Here is a 24909-nt window from a genome sequence, read left to right as displayed (position 1 = left end):
AACGCGCGGCACCAGCTGTCCGGCCATGTCCACCGAAGCGAGTTTCCAGCGCCCCGTGCGCTCCCAGTTCGAAGACCTGATGCGCCTGGTGCACACCACCGGCGTGGCCAAGGGCGACCGCACCGGCACCGGCACGCGCAGCCTGTTCGGCCACCAGATGCGCTTCGATCTCAGCGAAGGTTTCCCGCTGGTGACGACCAAGAAGGTGCACCTGAAGTCGATCATCCTGGAGCTGCTGTGGTTTTTGCGCGGCGAGCGCAACGTGCGCTGGCTGCAGGAGCGCGGCTGCACCATCTGGGACGAATGGGCGCGTGACGACGGTGATCTCGGGCCGGTCTACGGCGTGCAATGGCGCAGCTGGCCGACCGCCGACGGCGGCCACATCGACCAGATCGCCGAGGTGGTGCAGCAGCTGCGCAGCAACCCCGATTCGCGCCGCATCATCGTCAGCGCCTGGAACGTGGCCGAGCTGCCGCAGATGGCGCTGATGCCCTGCCACGCGCTGTTCCAGTTCTACGTCGCGCCGGCCACGCACGAAGGCGGCCGCGGCAAGCTCAGCTGCCAGCTCTACCAGCGCAGCGCGGACATCTTCCTGGGCGTGCCGTTCAACATCGCCAGCTACGCGCTGCTGACCCACATGCTGGCGCAGCAATGCGACCTCGACGTGGGCGACTTCATCTGGACCGGCGGCGACTGCCACCTCTACGACAACCACACCACGCAGGTCGAGACCCAGCTGGCGCGCACGCCCTTCGCGTATCCGACGCTGCACATCAAGCGCCGGCCGGCATCGATCTTCGACTACGCCTGCGACGACTTCGAGGTGCTCGACTACCAGCACCACCCGGCCATCAAGGCGCCGGTGGCGGTATGACGCGCATCGTGCTGATCGCCGCCGTGGCGCGCAACGGCGTGATCGGCCGTGACAACGACCTGCCCTGGCGCCTGCCGGAAGACCTGCAGTTCTTCCGCCGCACGACGATGGGACATCCGGTGCTGATGGGCCGGCGCAACTGGGACTCGCTGCCGGCGAAGTTCCGCCCGCTGCCCGGGCGCCACAACCTCGTGCTGACGCGCAATCCGGACTGGCGCGCCGAGGGCGCCACCGTCGTGCACAGCCTGGCGCAGGCGCTCGATCAGCTGGGCGATGTGCCCACGCTGTTCGTCATCGGCGGCGGCGAGCTGTACCGGCTGGCGCTGCCGCTGGCCGACGAGATCATCCTCACCGAGATCGACCGGGCGGTCGACGGCGACGTGTTTTTCCCGCACTGGGACCGCAGTGCCTTCGAGGTGCTGTCCCGCGAAACGCACGCAGCCGATGGCAGTGATGCCATCGGCTACGAACGCGTGCACCATCGCAAAAAGCCCTGACTCCCGACACCCGGGCGATCAGGGCCGGCACATCAGAAGCGGTGGACGATGCCCATGTCCATCGCCTCGGTGGCGCTGGCGCCGGTCACCTTGGTCTGGCTGCCGGTCACGTACAGGTTGGTGCGCTTGCTCAGGTCGTGCAGGTAGCCCAGGCCGAGGTTGCGGGTGGTCGAGGCGCCGCGCTTGTCGGTGTTGTACTTGGCGCGCACCGAACCCTGGGCGCTGACCGGCACGATGGTGCCGATGTCGAGCGTCGTGCGCTTGCCGTCGGACAGGCCGACGATGCCCTCGCCGTCGTTGCGACCGGCCACGAACAGCAGCGTCGCCACACCGAAGTTGTAGGTGCTGCCCACGCCGTAGGCGGTGTCGCCGTTGAAGCGCTTGGCCAATGCGGTCGACGCCGTGAAGGCGCCGTTCGAGTAGCGCAGCGCGCCGGCACGGGCGCGGTCGGGCTGCAGGCCGCCGATCGGCGCGCCCTTGTCGACCGTGGCACCCAGGATCAGCTGCAGGCCGTTGACGGTCGGGCTCATGTACAGCACGCCGTTGTTGAACTTGTCGTCGGCGCCGGCCTTGCGTTCACCGCGGCCACCGACGTAGTCGCCGTAGAACGCATCGGGTGACAGGCCGTAGAAGATCGGGCCGTCCTGGCGGCCGAGCTGCACCGAGCCCATCGAGCCGCGCAGGCCGACCACCGAGATCTCGTTCCAGAACGACGCCGGATCGGATACCGCGCCGTTGCTCGCGTTGAAGCGATGCTCGACGTTGAAGAAGGCGGCCATGCCGCCGCCCAGGTCTTCGGTGCCCGTCAGCGCGATGTTGCTGTTGGTGCCCGAAGCCATCCGGGTGCCGATCTTGCTGCCGGTGGCGGCATCGATGGCCGAGTCGTGGCGCAGGCCCAGGTCGACCCGGCCGGAAAGGTTGAACGATGACTGGGCGTGAGCCGCCAGCGGCAGCAGCGCGACAGCGCCGAGGGTCAGGGCAAAGGCAGTGCGGAAGTTCATGAGGGCGTGCTTCGGTTGGTGAGTGAGTCAGGGCGAGGAACGGGAACCTGGGACTGATTTTTGGAACAATGTATACCGTGTCATTCGTCTTCTTGAGCAAACACTGAACTCTCCCGAGGGAGATTCGCTGTTGCCGACAGCAACCTCGTCAATGCTTGGAATATTGTATACCTTGATTCAGATCAGAGCGAAACAGCCACGCTCACGCAGTCAGCTGCGTGGCGCGGTGGACACGGGGATCGGACTCGGGTAGTGGCCCGCCTCGGGGGACGACGGCGGGTCGGGAGCGGCCGGCGCTCAGGCGCAGCCGGCGTCGCCTCGCAACCGGCATTGCCGTGCATACGCCGGCGGCTCGAGCTGCAGCGTGACGTGGCGGATCTCGAAGTGCGTGTGCAGCGCCCGTTCGGCCCGGCACAGCACGAGGACCGGGTCGGCGGCCGGCGCCTGGCCCGGCTCGCCGCTCGACTCGGTCAGCACCAGGTGCGCGGTCAGCGCGTTCTGCGAGGTACCCATCGCCCAGACATGCAGGTCGTGGACCTCGCTCACGCCCGGCAGGCCCAGCAGCAGCTCGCGCACCGCGTGCAGGTCGATGTGCTCGGGCACGCCGTCGAACAGCAGGTGCAGCGACTGGCGCAACAGGCCCCAGGTGCCCAGCACGATCACCGCGGCGATCGCCAGGCTCATCACCGGGTCGATCCAGGCCCAGCCCTGCCACAGGTAGAGCGCGCCGCCGATCACCACGCCCAGCGACACCAGCGCATCGGCGGCCATGTGCAGGAAGGCGCCGCGGATGTTGAGATCGTCCTCGCGCCCGCGCATGAACAGCGCAGCGGTGGCGGCGTTGACGACGATGCCCACGCCGGCCACCGCGATGAGGGTCCAGCCCTCGGTGGCCTCGGGCGACTGCAGGCGCTGCGCCGCCTCCCAGGCCAGCGACCCCATCGCCACCAGCAGCAGCAGCGCGTTGGCAAACGCGGCCAGGATGGAAGCCCGCTTCCAGCCGTAGGTGTGGCGCGCGTCGGGCCGCAGCCGGCCGGCCAGCGCGCCGCCCCAGGCCAGCACCAGGCCGGCGACGTCGCTCAGGTTGTGGCCGGCGTCGGCCAGCAGCGCCAGCGAGTTGATCTTCCAGCCGTAGAAGGCCTCGATCGCGACGAAGGCGATGTTGAGCGCGATGCCGATCGCGAAGGCGGTGTTGAAGTCGGCCGGCGCGTGGCTGTGTGCGTGCCCGTGCGCATGCCGGTGTCCATGCGCGTCGGAGGCCTTCAAGCCGTGGGCGGGATGGTCATGTCCGGAGTGATCGTGCATGCGCGTATTCTGTTCCCGGCCTCGGCAGCAGGTGGTCGGACGGACGTGGCAATCGGGCGCGGGCAGCCGCTACAGTGCGGCCGGTCAGCCGCGTGGCCGGGCCACGCGGCGGCGACTCACCCGACGTTCGATCATGTCTGCCACTGCTCATCCGGCGCTGCTGCGTCAACCCTTCCACACCCCGGCCGATGGCCCGGCGGTGGCCGCGTTCGCGCAGCGCGAGCTGCAGCTGCTGCTGGCGCAGGACGGCTCGGCCACCCGGCTGTGCGAGGTGGTTGCCGCCGGCGCCGTCGCGCTGCAACTGCTGGATCAGCAGATCGTCGGACGGGTACCGGCCGAGGTCGGCGAGCGGCTGCCCGGATCGCGCTTCATCGAGCGCATCACCTGCCTGCACGCGCACGGCGAGGTGATGATGGACAACCTGTCGTACATCGCGCTCGACGGCCTGGCCGCCGACGTGCGGCGCGAGCTCGAGGAAGGCGTGACCCCGATCGGCCACCTGCTGGCGCGCATGTGGGTGCGCCGCGCGTTCTTCGACGCCCCGCCGCCCGCGCTGTGCGAACGGCTGTGGGGCGTGGTCGGGCTGCCTGACGCCGGCGCCACGCGCAGCTACTGCATCACCACGCCCGAAGGCCCGTGCATGCTGATCACCGAGACCTTCCGGCGCGGCATGCGGATGGCGCCCGCTCGCCAGGCTTGAGCAACGCGTCGAGGGCGCAACCGGGCAACGCCAGGGCTCAGGACGCCGCGCCCTTGGCGATGCGAGCGACCTGCTTGAGCAGCGTCGGGACGCGGCGTTTGCCGTGCATGGCGCGCAGCCGGGCCTTGGCGGCACCGATGTCGACACCGACGCAGGTCACGATCACCGGCCGGGCCTCTTCTTCGCGCGCCACCTCGAACTGCGCCGACAGGCCCGGCCGAGCCGTCTTCGAGACGCCGATGACGGCGGTGCGGCCACCGAGGGCCTGGTACAGGTGGCGCCCCAGCCCGGGCGTTTCCTGCGCGTCGAGGTGGACGAATCCGTCGATCAGGACGAGCTCGGGTTCGAGCGCATGCTCGCGCAGCAGCTGCAGCAGACACGGCAGCGCGCGAAGATCGAGCTCGCCGCGCACCGCCTTGTCGACGTGGGCGATGCGGGAGGTGTACGTCCGGGACGCTTCGGGCGCAGCCCATTCGTCGAAGGCGACGGCGGCGGCGACGGCGCCCTCGGCGTCGAAATGCACATCAACGGCCAGTTTCATCGGGATCCTTGTGTGAGCGGCCGGTCGACCGGCGCGCAACCGTACACCCAGCGTGAACCGCAGGGCCGGGGCTCAGGCCGAATCCTCGGCGCGCAAGGCCTTCTGCAACGCGGCTGCATCCAGCCGGGCACTGCGGCTGCGCGAGCGCGCCAGCTCGAGCACGCCTTCGCGCCGCAACGCGCTGATCAGGCGGCTGGCGGTTTCCACCGTCATGTCGAGCATGGCGCCGATCTCCTCGCGGCGCGGCATCCAGATCTGGCCGCCCGGGTCGGCATGCTCGGACAGCCGCAGCAGCAGGCGCAGCAGGCGCCGGCGCGCCGGACCTGTCGACAGGTCGGCGACCCAGGTCTCGGCGGCATCGAGTGCCACCTGCCATCGCAACATCAGTTCACGGGGCAGCGTGCCCTCGCCCCGCGCCAGCTCGTCGATGAGCGTGCGCGGGATACGGCACAGCTGCACCGGCGTGCACGCCACCGCCTCGTCGGCATAGGGCCGCTGCAGCAGGGCCTCCTGGCCGATCAGGTCGCCGCGACCGGCCAGCCGGACGATGCGCCGGTCGCCGCGCTCGGTGGTGCGCTCGAAACGGACCAGCCCGGCACGGACGGTGTAGACCGCGAGCCCCGCGGTGCCGCGGTCGTAGACGGTGGCATCGGGATCGAACGTCAGGCTGGCGATGTGGGTGTGGATGCGGTCGAGGCCGGCATCGTCGAGCGCACCGAACAGCGCCGAGCTGCGCACCTCGCAGGCCGCGCAGGCCTGCGCCTGGGGATGGCGATCGTCCTGGCGGTAGATCGCGATCCCGGTCATGCGCAGCATTCCGCCCTGCGGGCTCAGTCGCCGGATCGGCCGGCCGGCCTGACCATCGGCCAGCCGCGACGGGCCCATTCGCTCATGCCGCCCTGCACGTAGCGCACATGCCCGTAGCCGCGCTCGCGCAGCGCACGCAGCGTCGCGCTCGACCGGTTCTGCGTATTGCAGATCAGCAGCACCGGCTGGGCGGGGTCGGCCGGTATCTCGGCCAACCGCCGACCCAGTTGCCGCATCGGCAACAACCGCGCCCCTGCGGCCACGCCGGTGGCGTGCTCGTCGGGCTCGCGGATGTCGATCAGGACGGCGCGCCCGCTCTCGTGCTCGGCGCGTGCGAAGTCCAGGCTGACGGCGTCGGCCGATGCGCCGGCCTCGCCACAGCCCGCCACGCCCAGCGCGGCCGTGGCCAGGACCAGCCACGCAAGACGACGCCGGGAAACACGGCGAAGGGATGACGGTTCGACGATCGGGGAATCGGTGCGCATGAGCGAGTTCAAAGAAGGGCCGTTCACGAACGCCAGGGTCGGCGCCGAGCCGTGTCGCGTGAACCGGGCGGCTCATATCAATCAAGCTGAATACAATTATATGAAGATAAATTAACCCTCCGCGGCCCATCGATGTCACAGAATCCAACCCCTTCGTTCGAGGATCCGGCGGGCACCTGGAACCGCCGCTTCGACCAGGACGACTACCTGTTCGGCATCGAGCCCAACGAGTGGCTGCGCGAACAGGCTCACCACTGGCGGGCCGGGCAGCGGATCCTGAGCGTGGCCGACGGCGAGGGGCGCAACAGCGTCTGGCTTGCCGGGCAAGGCCTGCAGGTCGACGCCTTCGACATCGCCGAAATCGGCGTGGCCAAGGCCCGCCGACTCGCCGCCAGCCGGGGCGTGGCAGTCGACTTCACGGTGGCCGACTGCGACGGTTTCCCGTGGCCGCAGGCCACCTACGACGGCGTGGCCGCGATCTTCGTGCAGTTCGCCGACCCGGCGCTGCGCGCGCGCCTGTTCGCGAACATGGCGGCCAGCCTGAAGCCCGGCGGCGTTCTGGTGCTGCTGGGCTACACACCCAGGCAGCTCGTGTACCGGACCGGCGGGCCGCCTCTGGCGTCGCACCTGTACACCGAAGCCATGCTGCGCGAAGCCTTCGCGGAGATGGACCTGCTCACGCTGCGCGAGTACGACGCCGAAGTGGCCGAGGGCACCGGCCACCGCGGACGGTCGGCCCTCATCGGCCTGGTCGCCCGACGTCGTCAATGAATCAGCCTTGCTGAGTCGGATTTGAATCGCATTCTCGCAGCGATCTTGATGACCTCTATCAAGATGAATCGCCATTGAATCCTGTCTGGCTACCATCGACGGCCGATCAAGCCCCGCTGCCCGAGCGCATTGCCGATGACGCCACCCACCCCCGCATTCCGCGGCAACAAGGCGGCCCTGCCCAGCAAGCCCTGCGTGGCCTGCGGCCGGCCGATGAGCTGGCGCCGCCGCTGGGCCCGCACCTGGGACGAGGTGAAGTTCTGCTCCGACGCCTGCCGGCGCGCCAGGGCTGCCCGTGGCTGAGTTGCGCAATCTCGTTCTCGTGCTGGGCGATCAGCTCGACCTGGAAGCCGCCGCGTTCGACGGTTTCGACGCCGCACACGACGCGGTCTGGATGGCCGAGGTGGCCGAGGAATCGACCCATGTGTGGTCGAGCAAGCCACGCAGCGTGATGTTCCTGGCCGCGATGCGCCACTTCGCGCAGGCGCTGCGTGCCGCCGGCCGGCCCTTGCACCCCATGCGGCTGGACGACCCGACCAACCAAGGCAGCCTGGCCGCGCAACTGCAGGCCGACATCGAGCGCCTGCGCCCGGCCCGGCTGGTGATGACTGCACCGGGCGACTGGCGCGTGCTGCAGGCGATCAAGGATGTGGCGCAGGCACACGGCCTGCCGCTGGAGATCCGCGAGGACCGCCATTTCTATGGCAGCGTGCGCGAGTTCGCGGCGCATGCGCGCGGCCGCAAGTCGCTGCGCATGGAATATTTCTATCGCGAAATGCGCAAGCGCCACGGCGTGCTGATGCAAGGCGAGCAGCCCGAAGGCGGCCAGTGGAACTTCGACGCCGACAACCGCGAGGCGTTTGGCGCCGCCGGTCCGGGCAGCGTGCCACCGCGGGCGGTGTTCGAGCCCGATGCCATGACACGCGAGGTGATCGCGCTGGTCGAGGCGCGCTTGGCCGACCACCCCGGCCGGCTGGACGACTTCGCCTGGCCGGTGTCGCGCGAACAGGCGCTCGTCGCGCTGCAGCGTTTCGTCACCGAGCGCCTGCCGCTGTTCGGCCGCTACCAGGACGCGATGTGGCCCGGCGAGCCCTGGCTGCATCACGCGCACCTGTCGGCGGCACTGAACCTGAAGCTGCTGAACCCGCGCGAGGTGGTCGACGCGGCCGTCGCCGCCTACCGCGCGGGCGCGGCGCCGCTGGCCAGCGTGGAAGGTTTCGTGCGCCAGATCCTGGGCTGGCGCGAGTACGTGCGCGGCATCTACTGGACCCGAATGCCCGGCTACGCCGAGCTCAACACGCTGGACGCACAGGAAGACCTGCCGGCCTGGTACTGGACCGGCGCCACCGACATGGCCTGCCTGCGCGATGCGATCGGGCAGACGCTGCAGCACGGCTACGCCCACCACATCCAGCGCCTGATGGTCACCGGCCTGTTCGCGCTGATGTACGGCGTGCAGCCGCAGCAGGTGCATGCCTGGTATCTGGCGGTCTACGTCGATGCGGTCGAATGGGTCGAGCTGCCCAACACGCTGGGCATGAGCCAGTACGCCGACGGCGGCCTGATGGCCAGCAAGCCCTACGTGGCCACCGGCAAGTACATCCAGCGCATGAGCCCCTACTGCAAGGGCTGCCGCTACGACCCCGCGCAGCGCAGCGGCGACGCGGCCTGCCCGTTCACCACGCTGTACTGGGACTTCCTGATGAAGCACGAGGCCGCGCTGGCCGGCAATCCGCGCATGGCGCTGCAGGTGAAGAACGTGGCGCGCCTGAACGACGGCCAGAAGCAGGCGATCCGAGAACGCGCGTCTGCGATCCGCCGCGGCGAGGTGCGCTGAACATGTCCGACCTGCTGGACCACCGACTCGAAGACAGCCCGGCGCCCTGGGCCGACACGCTGCCCCCGACGCGCAGCGCGGCGTTGGCGCGCATCGCCCGCGTGCGGCCCGCCGCCTACGCGCGCACCCGCAACCACCTCGACGGCGCGGTGACGGGCCTGTCACCCTACCTGACGCACGGCCTGATCACGCTGCCCGAGGTGCTGGCCGGCGTGCTGCAGCGCGAGCGGCTGGAGGTGCGGCACAAGCTGGTGTTCGAGCTGGGCTGGCGCGAGTTCTTCCGCCATGCCTGGGGCCACGCGGGCGACGCCATCCTGCAGTCGCTGCACACCGGCCCGCGCCCGGATGAAACCTGCGCGCCGGTGCTGCCGGCCGACATCCGCCAGGCGCGCACCGGCGTGCCGGTCATCGACGAGGCGGTGCGCACGCTCTACGCGACCGGCACGCTGCACAACCACGCCCGCATGTGGCTGGCCAGCTACGTGGTGCACCTGCGTCACGTGCACTGGCGCGCGGGCGCCGACTGGCTGGTGGCGCACCTGCTCGACGGCGATCTGGCCAGCAACCACCTCAGCTGGCAGTGGGTGGCCGGAACCGGCAGCCACAAGCCGTATCTCTTCAACGCCGACAACGTGGCGTGCTACGCGCCCGCCCACTGGCACAGCGCCGGCACCGTGATCGACCAGTCCTACGAGGCGCTGGACCGCATCGCCCGCAGCGCCACGCCGACAGCCGCCCCCGGCCCGGCCTCCCGTGCGCCGATGGCCGAGACAGCCGCCACGCCCGAGCCGCCGCTGCTCGCCGCACCACCCGCCGGCCTGGGGCTGCGCGTGCCCGATGCCGCCTGCGCCGAGCGGCTGCGCGGGCGCGAGGTCTGGCTGGTGCACCCGTGGGCGCTGCGTGCGCCGCCGGCCGACCTGCCCGACGGTGCCGTGCGGATCGGCGTGTACCTGCGCGAACACCACCAGGCCTGGCCCTGGCCCGAGTCACGCTGGCGCTGGGTCGACACGGCGATGGCTGCGGTGACTGCGCAACGCTGGTTCGTCGACGCCGCCGGCCTGGCCAACGCGCTGGCGGGCGCGGCGCGCGTGCGCAGCGTCGACGACCCGCACCTCACGCGCTGGCTCCGGCCCGTGGCGCAGCTGGACGCGGCACCGACGCTGTTCCCGCCGGTGGCGCGGCGCTGCGAGAGCTTCTCGCAGTGGTGGACCCGCGCCACGCGCGGTCTGCACCATGCCGAGGAGCTGCTGTGCAGCCGCGACTGACACGGCCGCGCGGCCGAGGCCCGGAACGCGCATGAGCCGCGCTGTCGTCTGGTTCAAGCGCGACCTGCGCGTGACCGACCACGCGCCGCTGGCCGAGGCCGCACGCTGCGACGCCGCGCTGGCGCTGTTCATCATCGAACCCGCCTGGCTGGACAGCCCCGAGTGCCACCCGCGACACGTCACCTGGCTGCTCAAGTGCCTGGCACCCCTGCGCGACGCGCTGGCCGCACGCGGCCTGCCGCTGCTGGTGCGCACGGGCGAGGCGGTCGAGGTGCTGGCGGCGCTGCGGCGCGAATTCGCCTGTACGCGGCTGTTCAGCCACGAAGAGACCGGCCCGGGCTGGAGCTACGCGCGCGACCGGGCCGTGGCGCGCTGGTGCCGTGCGCACGGCGTGGCCTGGACCGAGTGGCCACAGACCGGCGTGATCCGCCGCCTGAAAGACCGCCGCGGCTGGGCCGGCCGCTGGCAGCAGCGCATGGACGCGCCGTGCGTGCGCGTGCCGGCGGGCTGGCGCGCCGCACCGGGCTTCGCACCATCTACGCTGCCGGCCGACCTGCCCACGCTGCGCGAGCTGGGCGTGGCCACCGCGCCCGACACGCCACCGGCCGGCGAGGCGGCGGCGCAGCAGATGCTGCAGAGCTTCCTCGGCGGCCGCGCGCTCGGCTATCGGCGCCATCTGTCGAGTCCGCTCGCGGCAGAAGCCGGCTGCAGCCGGTTGTCGGAACACCTCGCCTTCGGCACGCTGTCGTTGCGCATGCTGCACCAGGCCACCGAGGCCACCTTGCGCGCCACCAGCGACCGCGAACTGGCCTACAGCCTGCGCGGCTTCGCCGGCCGCCTGCGCTGGCACTGCCACTTCATGCAGAAGCTGGAGGACGAGCCGGCGATCGAGTGGCGCAACTTCGCGCGCAGCGCCGACGGCCTGCGACCCGGCGACGGCAGCGCGCTGCAGACCGCCGACCGCGAGCGCCTGCAGGCCTGGTGCGAAGGCCGCACCGGCTTCCCGATGGTCGACGCCTGCATGCGCCAGCTGCGCGCCACCGGCTGGCTGAACTTCCGCATGCGGGCGATGCTGGTCAGCTTCGCGGCCTATCACCTGTGGCTGCACTGGCGCGAGCCGGGGCTGTTCCTCGCTCGCCAGTTTCTCGACTTCGAGCCCGGCATCCACTGGAGCCAGATGCAGATGCAGTCCGGCACCACCGGCATCAACACGCTGCGCATCTACTCGCCGGCCAAGCAGGCGCTCGATCACGATCCACAGGGCGAGTACGTCCGCCGCTGGGTGCCCGAGTTCGGCAGCGCCGCCTACCCGGCGCCGATCGTCGACGAACGCGCTGCGGTGGCTGCCGCCAAGCAGCGGCTCTACGGCCTGCGCCAGACACCCGAGGCCCATGACGAAGCCGGCGCCATCCAGCACAAGCACGGCTCGCGCAAGAGCGGCCTGCCGCCATCGGGCAACCGGCCGACCCGACGCACCCGCGCAGCCGACGACGGGCAAGGTCGGTTGTTCTGACGACCCGGCCCGCACGGATCACACTTCGATCAGACGCCGACGAAAGCCCCCATGACCGCCTTCAACCGCCTGCCCGGCTTCACCCGATCGGCCCCCGGGCTGGAGCACCGCATCTGGCGACGCCTGCCGGCCGTGCTGCTGTGGGGCACGCTGCTGCCCCTGCTGCTGGCCGGCCTGAACCACCTGCTGGCACCGGCCACGCCCGCATCCGGCGCAGCCGACGGCGCGCTGCTGCAGTGGGACTTCGCGATGCTGGGCGTCATCGTGCTGAACTGGACCTGGGTGCTGACGCTCGGCCTGGGCTGCTTCATCGTCCGCGTGATGAAAGGGCCCGCCTACGTGGCCGACGCCTACCCGATGCCGCCGTCCAGCGATGACGACGACGCGCCTGATCGGCCAGCCCGGCCAGCCTGAGCCCGACCCGCCGGGGCTGCCGCCTTGTAGGATGGTGGCGACAGACATCAGCCACCCGGGATCCACTTGAAACTCGCCACCTGGAACGTCAACTCCCTGTCGGTGCGCCTGCCTCAGCTGCTCGACTGGCTGGTCAGCGCGCAGCCCGACGCACTCGTGCTGCAGGAAACCAAGCTCACCGACGACAAGTTCCCCGCTGCCGAACTGCTGGCCGCGGGTTACCACGCCGTCTGGCACGGCCAGAAGACCTACAACGGCGTGGCGCTGCTGAGCCGCACGCCGGCGGTCGACGTGGTGCGCAACATCCCCGCGCTCGACGACCCGCAGGCGCGCGTGATCGCCGGCACGGTCGACGGCGTGCGTGTGATCGGCGGTTATTTCCCCAACGGCCAGGCGCCCGACAGCGAGAAGTTCGTCTACAAGATGGGCTGGCTGACGGCGCTCGAAGCCTGGCTGCAGACCGAGCTGGCGGCGCATACGCAACTGGTGCTGATGGGCGACTTCAACATCGCGCCCGAAGACCGCGATGTCTACGATCCGGTCGCCTGGGCCGGCCAGATCCACTGCACGCCCGAGGAGCGCGCGCACTTTCAGGCACTGGTCGGGCTGGGGCTGGTCGACGCCTTCCGGCTGTTCGAGCAGCCGCCCAAGAGCTGGAGCTGGTGGGATTACCGCAACCTCGCCTTCCGCAAGAACCAAGGCCTGCGCATCGACCACGTGCTGGTCGGCGAGGCGCTGAAGGCGCGGGTCACGGCCTGCCAGATCGACAAGGCGCCGCGCAAGAACGAGCGGCCGAGCGATCACGCGCCGGTCTGGGTCGAGCTGGGCTGATGCAGCACAAATCCGGCGCCCTTGTCGGCGCTGCGGTTGCTGGAAGTGCGGCGATCATGCCGGCCATGAACCTCCTGCACACCCCCATCCAGATCGGCAACCTCACGCTGTCGAGCCGCCTCGCCATGGCCCCGCTGACGCGCAACCGCGCGGTCGGGCGCGTCCCCAACGACCTGATGGTCGACTACTACCGCCAGCGCGCCAATCCGGCCACCGGTGCGGCGCTGATCATCACCGAGGCCAGCCAGATCAGCCCGATGGGCCAGGGCTATCTCGACACCCCGGGCATCTACAGCCCCGAGCAGATCGCCGCCTGGCGCCGCGTGACCGACGCGGTACACGCGCAAGGCGGGCGAATCGTGATCCAGCTCTGGCACGTGGGCCGCATCTCGCACGTGTCGCTGCTGCCCGAGGGCGAAGTGCCGGTGTCGTCGACCGCCCGCGCTGCCGTCTCCAAGACCTACATCGCCAGCGGTTTCGCCGACGTCTCGGCGCCGCGTGCGCTGCGCACCGACGAACTGCCCGGCCTGGTGAACGACTACCGCCACGCCGCCCGCTGCGCGATCGAGGCGGGCTTCGACGGCGTCGAGATCCATGCCGCCAACGGCTACCTGCTCGAACAGTTCCTGCGCGACAGCATCAACGACCGCACCGACGCCTACGGCGGCTCGATCGCCAACCGCATCCGCCTGCTCGGCGAGGTGATGGACGCGGTGGTGGCCGAGATCGGCGCGGCGCGCACGGCGGTTCGCCTGAGCCCCGTCACCCCCTCGAACGACGCCGCACCCGACAGCGACCCGCAGGCGCTGTTCAACGCCGTGGGCGACAGGCTCGCGCCGCTGGGCCTGATGTACGTGCACGTGGTCGAGGGCCAGACCGGCGGCGCGCGCGATATCGCCGCGTTCGACTACGCCGAGCTGCGCCGTCGCATCGGCGCGCCGTGGATGGTCAACAACGGCTACAGCGCCGCGATGGCCGAAGCCGCGGTGGCCGAGGGCCGCGCCGACCTGGTGGCGTTCGGCCGCCCGTTCATCGCCAACCCCGACCTCGGCCTGCGCCTGCGTGGCGGCCATCCGTGGAACCCGCTGCAGGGCGACAAGCTCTACGGCGGCGGTGCCGCCGGTTACACGGATTACCCGACCTGGTCGGCGGCGGGGTGATCGAACTGGGCGAACATGCGCGCCCATGTCGTACCCAGCCTGCCCGTCACCGACCCGCCCCGCCCATCCCGCGGGCCTGAACCGCCGCCCTGCAGCGGTGGCCGGGCCCGCCTGGCGATGGGCGGCGCCGGCCCTGGTCGCCGCCCTGCTGACCGCCTGCGGCAGCGCGCCCAAGGTGGAAAGCCCCGCCGAACGCGCCAGCCGCCCGGCCCCGATCACCGAGCGCGACGGCCCCGAGGCCAACCCGCCGCCCGACCTGCACAAGGTGCCCGACGCCGAGCCCAAGGTCGAGGCGCTGCGGGTCGGCGGCCCCAACAAGCCGTACGCCGTGCTCGGCCGACAGTACACGCCGATGACACGCGACGAGCCGGTGCTCGAACGCGGCCTGGCCTCGTGGTACGGCCGCAAGTTCCACGGCCGGCGCACCGCCAGCGGCGAGGTCTACAACATGTACGCGATGACCGGGGCGCACCGCACCTTCCCGATCCCCAGCTACGCGCGCATCCGCAATCCGGCCAACGGCCGCGAGGTGATCGTGCGCATCAACGACCGCGGGCCGTTCAAGCGCGACCGGGTGGTCGACGTGTCGTATACCGCCGCGCTCAAGCTCGGCATCCTCGGCGGCGTGACGGAGGTCGAGGTCGAGCGCATCACCCACGAGGCGATCCGCAACGGCACCTGGCGACGCGAGATGTCGACCGACGAGCCACCGTCGGCCGGCCAGCGCGCCACGCTGACGCTGGCGCAGGCCCTCCAGGCCGAGGCGCCCATGGCCGCGCCGGCCAGCCCGGAGGACACGTCGGCGACCCGTCCGGCCCCGACCGCCACCACACCGGCGCGCGAGCCGGAATGGGGCGATCGCCTGGATGCGCCGCAGGCCACCGCCGCCGCCGAGCGCCCGCGCGCCGACGGTCCGCATGTCGCACCCGCATCCCCGTCCCAGGCGTCCGCCAGGGCCCTGCCGGCCCCTGCGCCCGTGACCTCGATCCTGCCCACCGAACGCGCCGGCACGCAGGCCGCACGCGGCTGGTGGCTGCAGCTGGGCGCGTTCAAGGCCTCGGAAGGCGCGGCGCAGTTCCAGCGCAAGGTGGCGAGCGATGCCGAGTGGCTGGCGCCGCTGCTGGCGCAGTTCCGCGAAAGCGCCTTGCACAAGCTGCAGGCCGGGCCCTTCCCGAGCCGAGACGAGGCGCTGGCCGCCAGCCAGCGGCTGCGCACCCAGCTGCAGCTGGTGCCGATGCTGGTCGAGCGGCGCTGAGCCGCCGGTCGTCGCCCCAGCGCGTTCAGAGCACCACCGGCTCGGGTTCGAGCCGGATGCCGAAGCGGCCGTAGACGCTCTCCTGGATCGCGCGCGCCAGCGTCATCACCTCGGCGCCGCGGGCGCCGCCGCGGTTGACCAGCACCAGCGCCTGCTTCTCGTAGACGCCGGCGCCGCCCACCGTCTTGCCCTTCCAGCCGCAGGCGTCGATCAGCCAGCCGGCGGCAAGCTTGAAGTTGCCGTCGTCCATCGGGTAGTGCACCAGATGCGGGTCGCGGCCGATGATGTCGCGGCACTGCTCGGGCGTGACGATCGGGTTCTTGAAGAAGCTGCCGGCGTTGCCGATCACGGCCGGGTCGGGCAGCTTGGCGCGCCGCACCTCGACCACCCAGTCGAAGATCTGCTGCGGGCCCGGATCGCCGATGCCGCTGTCGGCCATGCGGCGCTGCAGGTCGATGTAGTCGAGCACCGGCCGCCACGGCCGCGGCAGGCGCAGGCGCACCCGGGTGATCACGCACTTGTCGGCCAGGGCCTGCTTGAAGACCGAATCTCGGTAGCCGAAGCGGCAGGTGGCGCGATCGATCGTGAGCAGCCGCCCGCTCACCAGGTCGACATAGTCGAGCGACTCGAAGCGATCGGCCAGTTCGAGCCCGTAGGCGCCGATGTTCTGCACCGGCGCGGCGCCCACCGTGCCGGGAATCAGCGCCAGGTTCTCGAGCCCGCCCAGGCCCTGCCCGATCGTCCAGGCCACCAGGCCGTGCCACGACTCGCCGGCGCCGGCCTCGACGATGACGGCGTCGGCGCGGGTGTCGACCACCCGCAGACCCGGCACCTCGACCTTCAGCACCACCGCATCGACGTCGCGCGTCAGCACCACGTTGCTGCCCCCGCCCAGCACGAACTTGGGCGCGCGGCCGAGCCTGGGGTGATCGACCAGCCGCCGGACATCGGCCTCGCCGCGGATGCGCACCAGCGTCTGCGCCACGGCGGGCAGCCCGAAGGTGTTGAAACTTTGCAGGCTGACGCCGTGTTCGATGTGCATGGCAGAATTTTCGCCCATCCCATCGAATGATCGAGAACGACACCATGCCCAGCTTCGACACCGTGCTTGAACCCAATCTGGTCGAGGTGAAAAACGCCATCGACCAATCCAACAAGGAAATCGCCACCCGCTTCGACTTCAAGGGCAGCGACGCCCGCATCGAGCAGAAGGACAAGGAGCTGACGCTGTTCGCCGACAACGACCTGCAGCTGGGCAACGTCACCGACATCCTGATCGGCAAGATGGCCAAGCGCGGCGTCGACATCCGCTTCCTCGACCGCGAGGCCAAGCCCGAGAAGATGAGCCACGACAAGCTCAAGCAGAAGGTGCTGGTCAAGGCCGGCATCGAGGCCGACGTGGCCAAGAAGATCAGCAAGGCGATCAAGGACAGCAAGATGAAGGTGCAGGCCAGCATCCAGGGCGACACCGTGCGCGTGACCGGCGCCAAGCGCGACGACCTGCAGGCCGCGATGGCGCTGATCAAGAAGGAAATCAGCGACTACCCGCTGAGCTTCAACAACTTCCGCGACTGACGCAGCGCACGGCGGCGCCGGCCGGCGGCGCTCGGTTATCGTGAGGCTTCACGAGTTCGCGAAGCCCACCATGAAACTGCCTGTCGCCCGGTCCGGGCTCCCATGTCACACGATCTGAGCGCGCTCGCCCGCAGCGCCGCCGCCGGCGCACTGCTCACGCTGCTGCTGACGGGCGCCCCGGCGCAGGCCCAGAGCGTCAGCCTGGCCGGGCGCATGGGCCAGCGCGCGCTGCTGCTGATCGACGGCCAGCCGCGCACGATGGCGCTGGGCGAGACGGCGCAGGGCGTCAAGCTGCTGATGCTCGACGGCGAGAGCGCCACCGTCGTGGTGCAGGGCCAGCGGCTGACCCTGCGCATGGGCGCACAGCCGGCCAGCGTGGGCGTGGCGCCGGCCGTGGCATCCGGCCCGGCGGGCAACCCGCGCGACAGCGGCCAGCGCATCGTGCTGGGCGCCAGCAGCGACGGGCACTTCCAGGTGCACGGCAGCATCGGCGGTGTGTCGGTGCGCTTCCTGGTCGACACCGGCGCCACCGCGATCTCGATGTCGCAGCGCGAGGCCGAGCGCCTGGGCCTGCCGTGGCGTGGCGGCAAGCGCATCACGATGCAGACCGCCAACGGCATCGCGCCGGCCTGGCGCATCAGCATCGACCGGGTGCGCATCGGCGACGTCGAGCTGCACCAGGTCGACACCGTCGTCAGCCAGCAGGACCTGCCGGTGGTGCTGCTGGGCAACAGCTTCCTGAACCGCTTCCGGATGCAGCGCGACGGCGACCAGATGGTGCTGGAGCGGCGCTACTGAGCGCCGAGCCCGGCGCAGGCGTCATCTGCGCTGATGAATTCCGGCGTCGGCGGGGTCGCCCCGAGGCGAACGCGCGTGCTAAAAATCCTGACGTGCCGCCCGGATGTCCGGCCCGCGGCACCGTGCAGGAGACCGGACATGGACCTGAACTTCAGCGCCGAGGAGCGGGCCTTCCGGGCCGACATCCGCGCCTGGCTGGCGAGCCACCTGCCGGACGAGCTCAGCGCCCGGGTGCGCGCCGGCCAGCGCCTGACGCGCGACGACCTGCAGCGCTGGGCGCGCATCCTCGGCGCGCAGGGCTGGCTGGGCGCGGGCTGGCCGGTGGCGTTCGGCGGGCCGGGCTGGAGCGCCGTGCAGCGCCACCTGTTCGACGAGGAATGCGCCCGCGCCGACGCGCCGCCGGTGCTGCCGTTCGGCCCGGTGATGCTGGCGCCGGTGCTGATGGCCTTCGGCACGCCCGCGCAGCAGCAGCGCTTCCTGCCCGGCATCGCCAGCGGCGACGTCTGGTGGTGCCAGGGCTACAGCGAGCCCGGCGCCGGCTCCGACCTGGCCAGCCTGCGCACCCGCGCCGAACGTGCCGGCAGCGGCGCGGCCGAGCACTACCGCGTCAACGGCCAGAAGACCTGGACCACGCTGGCCCAGCACGCCGACTGGATCTTCTGCCTGGTGCGCACCGGCCACGGCAGCAAGCCGCAGGCCGGCATCAGCTTCCTGCTGATCGACCTGAAAAGCCCCGGCGTGACGGTGCGGCCGATCCGCCTGCTCGACGGCGAGGCCGAGGTCAACGAGGTGTTCTTCGACGACGTGCAGGTGCCGCTCGACCAGCGCATCGGCGCCGAGAACCAGGGCTGGGCCTGCGCCAAGTACCTGCTCGCGCACGAGCGCACCCACATCGCCGACGTGCCGCGCGCCAAGCGCGGGCTCGAGCACCTCAAGCGCATCGCCCGGCTCGAAGGCCTGTGGGACGACAGCCGATGGCGCGACCGCATCGCGCTGCTCGAGGTCGACATCGTCGCGCTCGAGATGATGGTGCTGCGCGCCCTGTGCGCCGAGCGCGGCGGCGGCCCGGGGCTCGACATCGCCGCGCTGCTGAAGATCCGCGCCAGCGAGATCCAGCAGCACCTGGCCGAGCTGACGATGCTCGCCGCCGGGCCGCAAGGCCTGCCGTGCGGGCCCGAGGCGCCGGCGTCGCGCTATTTCAACCAGCGCAAGACCACGATCTACGGCGGCAGCAACGAGGTGCAGCGCAACATCGTCGCGCAGGCCGTGCTGGGCTGACAGGAGAGCCGCGATGGACTTCGATCTCAGCGACGACCAGCAGCAGCTGCGCGAGGCGGTGCGGCGCTGGGTCGACAAGGCCTACGGCTTCGAGCGCCACCGCGCCATTGCCGCCGCCGGCGGTTTCAGCGCCGAGGCCTGGGGCGAACTCGCCGGCCTGGGCCTGACCGCGCTGGCGGTGCCCGAGGCCCACGGCGGGCTCGGCTGGGGCGCGGTCGAGGCGATGCTGGTGATGGAGGAGCTCGGCCGCGGCCTGCTGCTCGAACCCTACGCACCGGCCGCGCTGATGGTGCCCGCGCTGCTGGCCGCCGCGCCCGCCGAGCTGCAATCGCGCTGGCTGCCGGCGATCGCGGCGGGCGACGCGCTGGTGGTGCCGGCGCACCAGGAGCGCGGCGCGCGCCACCGGCTGGCCCTTGTCGAGACCCGGGCCGCGCCGGTCGGCACGCAGTGGCTGCTCGACGGCGGCAAGAGCCTGGTGCCCGCGGGCGACCAGGCCGACGCGCTGCTGGTGTCGGCGCGTGTGCACGGTGCGGTCGATGCACCCGACGGCCTGGCGCTGTTCCTGGTCGAACGCCGCGCCGGCGGCCTGCAGTGCCGGGGCCACGGCCTGCAGGACGGCGCCCGCGCCGCCGAGCTGCAGCTGCACGACACCCCCGCCACGCTGCTGGCCGGCCCCGGCGCGGCCTGGGCGGCGCTCGAGCAGGCGGTGGACGTGGGCCTCGCCGCACTGTGCGCCGAGGCGGTCGGCGTGATGGCGGCGCTGCTCGCGCTGACCGCCGACCACCTGAACACGCGTCACCAGTTCGGCGTGCCGATCGCGCGCTTCCAGGCCCTGCGCCACCGCATCGCCGACGCCCGCATGCAGCTCGAACTGGCCCGCTCGATGAGCTGGCTCGCCACGCTGCGGCTGGCCGACGAGCCGGCGGTGCGCCGGCGCGCGGTGTCGATGGCCAAGCTGCAGATCGGCCGCTCGGCGCGTTTCGTCGGCCAGCAGTGCGTGCAGCTGCACGGCGCCATCGGCGTCACCGACGACTGCATCGCCAGCCACCACTTCAAGCGCCTGACCTGCATCGAGCTGACGCTGGGCGACACGCTGCATCACCTCGGCGACCTGAGCGCCGGCCTGCAGGACAGCGCCGGCGTGTTCGCCTGACATCGGGGCAAACTAGCGCCATGAACCCGCCCCTGCCCGACGACCTGCGCCACGCCCTCGCCACCCTGCTCGCCGACGGCCAGCGCCGCCTGATCGGCCTGGTCGGGCCGCCGGGCGCGGGCAAGTCGACGCTGTCGGCGGCGATCCTGGCCGCCCTGCCCGGCCAGGCCCAGGTGGTGCCCATGGACGGCTACCACCTCGCACAACGTGAGCTCGAGCGCCTCGGCCGCGCCCACCGCAAGGGCGCGCCCGACACCTTCGATTCGGCCGGCTACGTGGCGCTGCTGCGGCGCCTGCGTGAGCAGCGCGCCGACGAGACGGTCTACGCGCCCGAGTTCCGGCGCGAGATCGAGGAGCCGATCGCGAACGCGATTCCCGTGTTCGCCGACACGCCGCTGATCGTCACCGAAGGCAACTACCTGCTGCTCGACGACGGCCCGTGGGCGCAGGTGCGCGGCCTGCTCGACGAGGTCTGGTACATCGACACCGACGAGGCCGCCCGCGGCGCCTGGCTGCTGGCGCGCCACATGCACCACGGCCGCAGCGCCGAGGCGGCTGCGGCCTGGATCGCCGGCACCGACGAGCCCAACGCGCGGCTGATCGCTGCCGGCAAGGCGCGCGCCGACCGCCAGGTGCGCTGGCCGCCGGCCTGAAGCGGCCACCGCCCGGGGGCGCGGATAATCCGCGCCCATGCAAGTCTTTCGCGGTTACCACCATCCCGGCCTGGCCGCGGCGTGCGCGCTCACCATCGGCAATTTCGACGGCGTGCACCGCGGTCATCAGGCCATGCTGGCGCTGCTCCAGAACGAGGCCCGGCATCGCGGGCTGCCGAGCTGCGTGCTGAGCTTCGAGCCGCATCCGCGCGATTTTTTTGCCACTGTCAGCGGCAAGCCCGGCCTGGCGCCGGCCCGCATCGCGACGCTGCGCGACAAGCTCGGCGAGCTCGAACGCTGCGGCGTCGACCAGGTGGTGCTGATGCGCTTCGACGCGCGTTTTGCGGCGCTGTCGCCGCAGGCCTTCATCGACGAGGTGCTGGTGCAGGGCCTGGGCGCGCGCTACGTGCTGGTCGGCGACGACTTCTGCTTCGGCGCCAAGCGTGCCGGGGACTACGCGATGCTCGACGCGGCCGGCAGTGCCGCCGGTTTCGACGTCGCCCGCATGATGAGCTACGAGGTGCACGGCACGCGGGTGTCGAGCTCGGCGGTGCGCGAGGCGCTGACCGGTGGCGACATGGCGCGCGTGGCCGAGCTGCTCGGCCGGCCGTACAGCATCAGCGGCCATGTGGTGCACGGCCGCAAGCTCGGGCGCTCGCTGGGCGAAACGACGATCGGCGCGGCCGACGGTTTCCGGACCCTGAACGTGCGCTTCACCCACGGCAAGCCCGCCGCCAACGGCATCTACGCGGTGCGCGTTTCGGGCCTGACCGAGCAGCCGCTCGAAGGTGTCGCCAGCCTGGGCGTGCGGCCCACGGTGGAAGACGCCGGCCGGGTGCTGCTCGAGACCTTCTGCTTCGACTGGCCGGCACAACTCGGCGCCGAAGGGGGCTACGGTAAAATTGCGCGCGTGGAACTGCTCTGCAAACTGCGCGACGAGGCCCGTTACGACGGCCTGGATGCCCTGACCGCCGCGATCGGCCAGGACATCGCCAACGCCCGCGCCTATTTCGAACGCATCGCCGCGGCCGGCCACGCCGCCGAACGCCGGCAGACCACCCGCGATCGAATTTGACGCGTCGTGCGTCTGCCTCCCGACGGCCACGCCGGCCGTCGGCTGCCTCTTCGGCCTGACCGGGCCGCCCCTCTGTTTTGCTGTGAGCGCGCCCGAAGCGGCGCGAGCCGCGATGAATCATCCGAACGACGCCCAGACCGCCGGCAAGCCTGCCCGCAAGAACCAGGACAAGCCGGCCGGCAAATCCGCTGCCGAGGGTGCTGACAGCGGCGGCGGCGCCTACCGCGCCACGCTGAACATGCCCGACACGGCGTTCCCGATGCGCGGCGACCTGCCCAAGCGCGAGCCGGGCTGGGTCGAACAATGGAATGCACCGGGTGATGATGGAACAAGCGGGGGCCTGTACCAGCGCCTGCGCGTGGCGCGTCGCGACGCGCCGCTGTTCGTGCTGCACGACGGCCCGCCGTATGCCAACGGCCGCCTGCACATCGGCCATGCGCTCAACAAGGTGCTCAAGGACATGATCGTCAAGTCCAAGCAGCTGGCCGGCTTCGACGCGCAGTACATCCCCGGCTGGGATTGCCACGGCCTGCCGATCGAGAACGCGATCGAGAAGCTGCACGGCCGCAAGTTGAGCCGCGACGACATGCAGGCCAAGAGCCGCGCCTACGCCACCGAACAGATCAACCAGCAGCGCGAGGACTTCAAGCGCCTGGGCGTGCTGGGCGACTGGGAGCGCCCGTATCGCACGATGGACTTCGCCAACGAGGCCGGCGAGATCCGCGCCTTCAAGCGCGTGATCGAACGTGGCTTCGTCTACCGCGGCTTGAAGCCGGTGTACTGGTGCTTCGACTGCGGCTCGTCGCTGGCCGAGTTCGAGATCGAATACGCCGACAAGAAGAGCGACACGCTCGACGTCGCCTTCGAGGCCGATGACGCCGCCGCGCTGGCTGCTGCCTTCGGTCTGTCGCAGCTGCCGGGCGATGGCGCCAAGAAAGCCTTCGCGGTGATCTGGACCACCACCGCCTGGACCATCCCCGCCAACCAGGCGCTGAACGCCCACCCCGAGCTGACCTACGCGCTGGTCGACACGCCGCGCGGCGTGCTGCTGCTGGCCGAGGAGCTGGTCGCCAAGTGCCTGGAGCGCTACAAGCTCGACGGCAGCGTGATCGCCACCGCCCCGGGCGCGGCGCTCAAGGGGCTGGTGTTCCGCCACCCGTTGCACGACACGGTGACGGCCGAAGAAGGCGGTGCGTACAGCTACCGCCGCAAGAGCCCGCTGTACCTGGCCGACTACGTCACCGCCGGCGACGGCACCGGCATCGTGCACTCGGCACCGGCCTACGGCGTGGACGACTTCAACAGCTGCGTCGCGCACGGCCTGAAGGTCGACGACATCCTCAATCCGGTGCACGGCAACGGCGTCTACGCCGACGAGCTGCCGTTCTTCGGCGGCCAGCACATCTGGAAGGCCTGCGAGCGGGTCATCGAGGTGCTGGGCCAGAGCGACCGCCTGATGGCCACGCAAGGCATCGTCCACAGCTACCCGCACTGCTGGCGCCACAAGACGCCGGTGATCTACCGCGCCGCCGCGCAGTGGTTCGTGCGCATGGACGAGGGCGACGGTGTCTTCACGACCGACAAGGCACCGAAGACGCTGCGCCAGCTCGCGCTCGACGCCATCGACCAGACCAGCTTCTACCCCGAAAACGGCCGCACCCGCCTGCGCGACATGATCGCCAACCGGCCCGACTGGTGCATCAGCCGCCAGCGTTCGTGGGGCGTGCCGGTGCCGTTTTTCCTGCACAAGGATTCGGGCGAGCTGCACCCGCGCACGATGGCCATCCTCGACCAGGCCGCGGCCATCGTCGAATCCGGTGGCATCGAGGCCTGGAGCCGCGTGACACCCGAGCAGATCCTGGGCGCAGAAGACGCGGTGCACTACACCAAGAGCACCGACATCCTCGAGGTCTGGTTCGACTCGGGCTCGACCTTCCGCCACGTGCTGCGTGGCAGCCACGCCCACGCCTACGACCGCGCGCCGTTCCACGATCAAGGCCCCGAGGCCGACCTCTACCTCGAAGGCCACGACCAGCACCGCGGCTGGTTCCACAGCTCGCTGCTGCTGGCCTGCGCGCTCGAAGACCGCGCGCCCTACCGCGGCCTGCTGACCCACGGTTTTGCCACCGACGGCCAGGGCCGCAAGATGAGCAAGAGCCTGGGCAACACGGTCGAACCGCAGACCATCACGAGCAAGCTCGGCGCCGAGATCGTGCGCCTGTGGGTGGCCAGCACCGACTACTCGGGCGACCTCAACATCGACGACAAGATCCTGGCCCGCGTGGTCGATGCGTATCGACGCATCCGCAACACGTTGCGTTTCCTGATGGCCAACAGCTCGGACTTCGATCCGGCGGTTGACACGGTGCCGGCCGACCAGCTGCTGGAGATCGACCGCTACGCGCTGGCGCGCACGGCCGAACTGCAGGCCGAGATCCTGGCGCACTTCGAGGTCTACGAGTTCCACCCGGTGGTGTCGAAGCTGCAGGTGTTCTGCTCCGAGGACCTGGGCGCGTTCTACCTCGACGTGCTCAAGGACCGCCTCTACACCAGCGCGCCCAAGAGCCTGGCACGTCGCTCGGCGCAGACCGCGCTGCACCAGATCACGCACGCGATGCTGCGCTGGATGGCGCCGTTCCTGAGCTTCACGGCCGAAGAGGCGTGGGCGATCTTTGCCGCCGGCCAGAGCAGCGGCTCGATCTTCACCGAGACCTTCTCGACCTTCGACGCTCCCGATGCCGCGCTGCTGGCCAAGTGGGCGCGCATCCGCGCGATCCGCGACGCTGCCAACAAGGAGATCGAGACCGTGCGCACCGCCGGCCAGGTCGGCTCGTCGCTGCAGGCCACGCTGGCGATCACGGCCAACGCGGAAGACGCGGCCCTGCTGCGCTCGCTGGGCGACGACCTGAAGTTCGTCACCATCACCTCGGCCGTGACGGTCGAGGACGGCGCCGAGCTGGCGATCACGGTCGCGCCGAGCACGGCGGTCAAGTGCGAGCGTTGCTGGCATTACCGCGACGACGTCGGCAGCGATGCGGCGCATCCGACGATCTGCGCTCGCTGCGTCAGCAACCTGCACGGCGACGGCGAACTGCGCACGGTGGCCTGAGCATGAAGTGCC

Annotated in this window: 25 protein-coding genes; 19 read left to right on the top strand and 6 right to left on the bottom strand. The window is 70.9% G+C overall.

The features are described from left to right. Window positions 1–25 precede the first annotated feature (25 nt). Entirely contained in the window at window positions 26–874 is an 849-nt protein-coding gene (locus tag LCHO_RS06285; protein WP_012346291.1) for a thymidylate synthase, read from the top strand. After that, window positions 871–1371, top strand: a complete 501-nt coding sequence (locus tag LCHO_RS06280; RefSeq protein ID WP_012346290.1) for a dihydrofolate reductase — start codon at window positions 871–873, stop codon at window positions 1369–1371. The genes LCHO_RS06285 and LCHO_RS06280 overlap by 4 nt, the downstream gene beginning before the upstream one ends. Before the next feature lie 32 nt (window positions 1372–1403). On the opposite strand, the gene LCHO_RS06275 is transcribed toward LCHO_RS06280, so the two are convergent. Both LCHO_RS06275 and LCHO_RS06270 read right to left on the bottom strand, forming a co-directional pair. Continuing rightward, window positions 1404–2372, bottom strand: a complete 969-nt coding sequence (locus LCHO_RS06275) for a porin (protein WP_012346289.1) — start codon at window positions 2370–2372, stop codon at window positions 1404–1406. A gap of 297 nt (window positions 2373–2669) precedes the next feature. Further along, on the bottom strand, window positions 2670–3677 hold the full coding sequence (locus tag LCHO_RS06270; RefSeq protein ID WP_012346288.1) for a cation diffusion facilitator family transporter: 1008 nt from the start codon (window positions 3675–3677) through the stop codon (window positions 2670–2672). Between the two features lie 133 nt (window positions 3678–3810). Between LCHO_RS06270 and LCHO_RS06265 the strand changes: the two genes are divergently transcribed. Beyond that, window positions 3811–4377 (top strand): chorismate--pyruvate lyase family protein, encoded by a 567-nt coding sequence (locus tag LCHO_RS06265; protein WP_012346287.1) that lies wholly within the window; start codon window positions 3811–3813, stop codon window positions 4375–4377. A gap of 37 nt (window positions 4378–4414) precedes the next feature. Here LCHO_RS06265 and LCHO_RS06260 read toward each other — a convergent pair whose 3' ends face one another. From LCHO_RS06260 to LCHO_RS06250, 3 genes are all read right to left on the bottom strand, one after another. Beyond that, the gene (locus LCHO_RS06260; RefSeq protein ID WP_012346286.1) at window positions 4415–4918 is read right to left on the bottom strand and encodes a deoxyinosine 3'endonuclease; all 504 of its coding nucleotides are present in this window, start codon (window positions 4916–4918) and stop codon (window positions 4415–4417) included. Between the two features lie 72 nt (window positions 4919–4990). Then, window positions 4991–5725: a Crp/Fnr family transcriptional regulator gene (locus tag LCHO_RS06255; protein ID WP_190274837.1), complete on the bottom strand. Its 735-nt coding sequence runs from the start codon at window positions 5723–5725 to the stop codon at window positions 4991–4993. A gap of 23 nt (window positions 5726–5748) precedes the next feature. Next, entirely contained in the window at window positions 5749–6210 is a 462-nt protein-coding gene (locus tag LCHO_RS06250; RefSeq protein WP_012346284.1) for a rhodanese-like domain-containing protein, read from the bottom strand. 132 nt (window positions 6211–6342) lie between these two features. Between LCHO_RS06250 and LCHO_RS06245 the strand changes: the two genes are divergently transcribed. The 9 genes from LCHO_RS06245 (at window position 6343) to LCHO_RS06210 (ending at window position 15256) form a co-directional block, all read left to right on the top strand. After that, the gene (locus LCHO_RS06245) at window positions 6343–6981 is read left to right on the top strand and encodes a class I SAM-dependent methyltransferase (RefSeq protein ID WP_012346283.1); all 639 of its coding nucleotides are present in this window, start codon (window positions 6343–6345) and stop codon (window positions 6979–6981) included. Window positions 6982–7116: 135 nt separating this feature from the next. Further along, window positions 7117–7284: a DUF2256 domain-containing protein gene (locus LCHO_RS22665; RefSeq protein WP_012346282.1), complete on the top strand. Its 168-nt coding sequence runs from the start codon at window positions 7117–7119 to the stop codon at window positions 7282–7284. Continuing rightward, window positions 7277–8818: a cryptochrome/photolyase family protein gene (locus LCHO_RS06240; RefSeq protein WP_012346281.1), complete on the top strand. Its 1542-nt coding sequence runs from the start codon at window positions 7277–7279 to the stop codon at window positions 8816–8818. Before LCHO_RS22665 ends, LCHO_RS06240 begins: the two co-directional genes overlap by 8 nt. 2 nt (window positions 8819–8820) lie before the next feature. Beyond that, the gene (locus LCHO_RS06235) at window positions 8821–10083 is read left to right on the top strand and encodes an FAD-binding domain-containing protein (RefSeq protein WP_012346280.1); all 1263 of its coding nucleotides are present in this window, start codon (window positions 8821–8823) and stop codon (window positions 10081–10083) included. Window positions 10084–10114: 31 nt separating this feature from the next. Further along, window positions 10115–11596, top strand: coding sequence for an FAD-binding domain-containing protein (locus LCHO_RS06230; protein WP_012346279.1), 1482 nt, complete (start codon window positions 10115–10117; stop codon window positions 11594–11596). Window positions 11597–11647: 51 nt separating this feature from the next. After that, entirely contained in the window at window positions 11648–12010 is a 363-nt protein-coding gene (locus tag LCHO_RS06225; protein WP_012346278.1) for a hypothetical protein, read from the top strand. Window positions 12011–12076: 66 nt separating this feature from the next. Beyond that, entirely contained in the window at window positions 12077–12841 is a 765-nt protein-coding gene (gene xth, locus LCHO_RS06220) for an exodeoxyribonuclease III (RefSeq protein WP_012346277.1), read from the top strand. A 65-nt stretch (window positions 12842–12906) separates the two neighbouring features. Then, window positions 12907–14001 carry an alkene reductase gene (locus tag LCHO_RS06215; protein ID WP_050757299.1) on the top strand — a complete coding sequence of 365 codons (1095 nt, stop codon included), beginning with the start codon at window positions 12907–12909 and terminating at the stop codon, window positions 13999–14001. Window positions 14002–14026: 25 nt separating this feature from the next. Continuing rightward, entirely contained in the window at window positions 14027–15256 is a 1230-nt protein-coding gene (locus LCHO_RS06210; RefSeq protein ID WP_012346275.1) for a septal ring lytic transglycosylase RlpA family protein, read from the top strand. Between the two features lie 25 nt (window positions 15257–15281). Here the strand turns inward: LCHO_RS06210 and murB are convergent, their stop codons facing one another. Continuing rightward, a complete protein-coding gene (gene murB / locus LCHO_RS06205) occupies window positions 15282–16298 on the bottom strand; it encodes a UDP-N-acetylmuramate dehydrogenase (protein ID WP_043704907.1) in 1017 nt (338 codons plus the stop codon). Window positions 16299–16342: 44 nt separating this feature from the next. Here murB and LCHO_RS06200 point away from each other — a divergent pair, with 44 nt between their 5' ends. From LCHO_RS06200 to ileS, 7 genes are all read left to right on the top strand, one after another. Then, on the top strand, window positions 16343–16831 hold the full coding sequence (locus tag LCHO_RS06200; protein WP_043704906.1) for a YajQ family cyclic di-GMP-binding protein: 489 nt from the start codon (window positions 16343–16345) through the stop codon (window positions 16829–16831). Window positions 16832–16933: 102 nt separating this feature from the next. Then, entirely contained in the window at window positions 16934–17629 is a 696-nt protein-coding gene (locus LCHO_RS06195; RefSeq protein ID WP_012346272.1) for a retropepsin-like aspartic protease family protein, read from the top strand. A gap of 138 nt (window positions 17630–17767) precedes the next feature. Beyond that, window positions 17768–18907: an acyl-CoA dehydrogenase family protein gene (locus LCHO_RS06190; RefSeq protein WP_012346271.1), complete on the top strand. Its 1140-nt coding sequence runs from the start codon at window positions 17768–17770 to the stop codon at window positions 18905–18907. Window positions 18908–18920: 13 nt separating this feature from the next. Then, the gene (locus LCHO_RS06185) at window positions 18921–20060 is read left to right on the top strand and encodes an acyl-CoA dehydrogenase family protein (RefSeq protein ID WP_012346270.1); all 1140 of its coding nucleotides are present in this window, start codon (window positions 18921–18923) and stop codon (window positions 20058–20060) included. A 20-nt stretch (window positions 20061–20080) separates the two neighbouring features. Next, on the top strand, window positions 20081–20713 hold the full coding sequence (locus LCHO_RS06180) for a nucleoside/nucleotide kinase family protein (RefSeq protein ID WP_012346269.1): 633 nt from the start codon (window positions 20081–20083) through the stop codon (window positions 20711–20713). 37 nt (window positions 20714–20750) lie between these two features. Then, the gene (locus LCHO_RS06175; RefSeq protein ID WP_012346268.1) at window positions 20751–21788 is read left to right on the top strand and encodes a bifunctional riboflavin kinase/FAD synthetase; all 1038 of its coding nucleotides are present in this window, start codon (window positions 20751–20753) and stop codon (window positions 21786–21788) included. Between the two features lie 238 nt (window positions 21789–22026). Beyond that, a complete protein-coding gene (ileS, locus tag LCHO_RS06170; RefSeq protein WP_223210542.1) occupies window positions 22027–24897 on the top strand; it encodes an isoleucine--tRNA ligase in 2871 nt (956 codons plus the stop codon). The last annotated feature ends 12 nt before the right edge of the window (window positions 24898–24909 follow it).

It is taken from the genome of Leptothrix cholodnii SP-6, from assembly GCF_000019785.1.
Lineage (GTDB): Bacteria > Pseudomonadota > Gammaproteobacteria > Burkholderiales > Burkholderiaceae_C > Sphaerotilus > Sphaerotilus cholodnii.
This window is presented reverse-complemented; position numbering and strand designations above follow the sequence as displayed.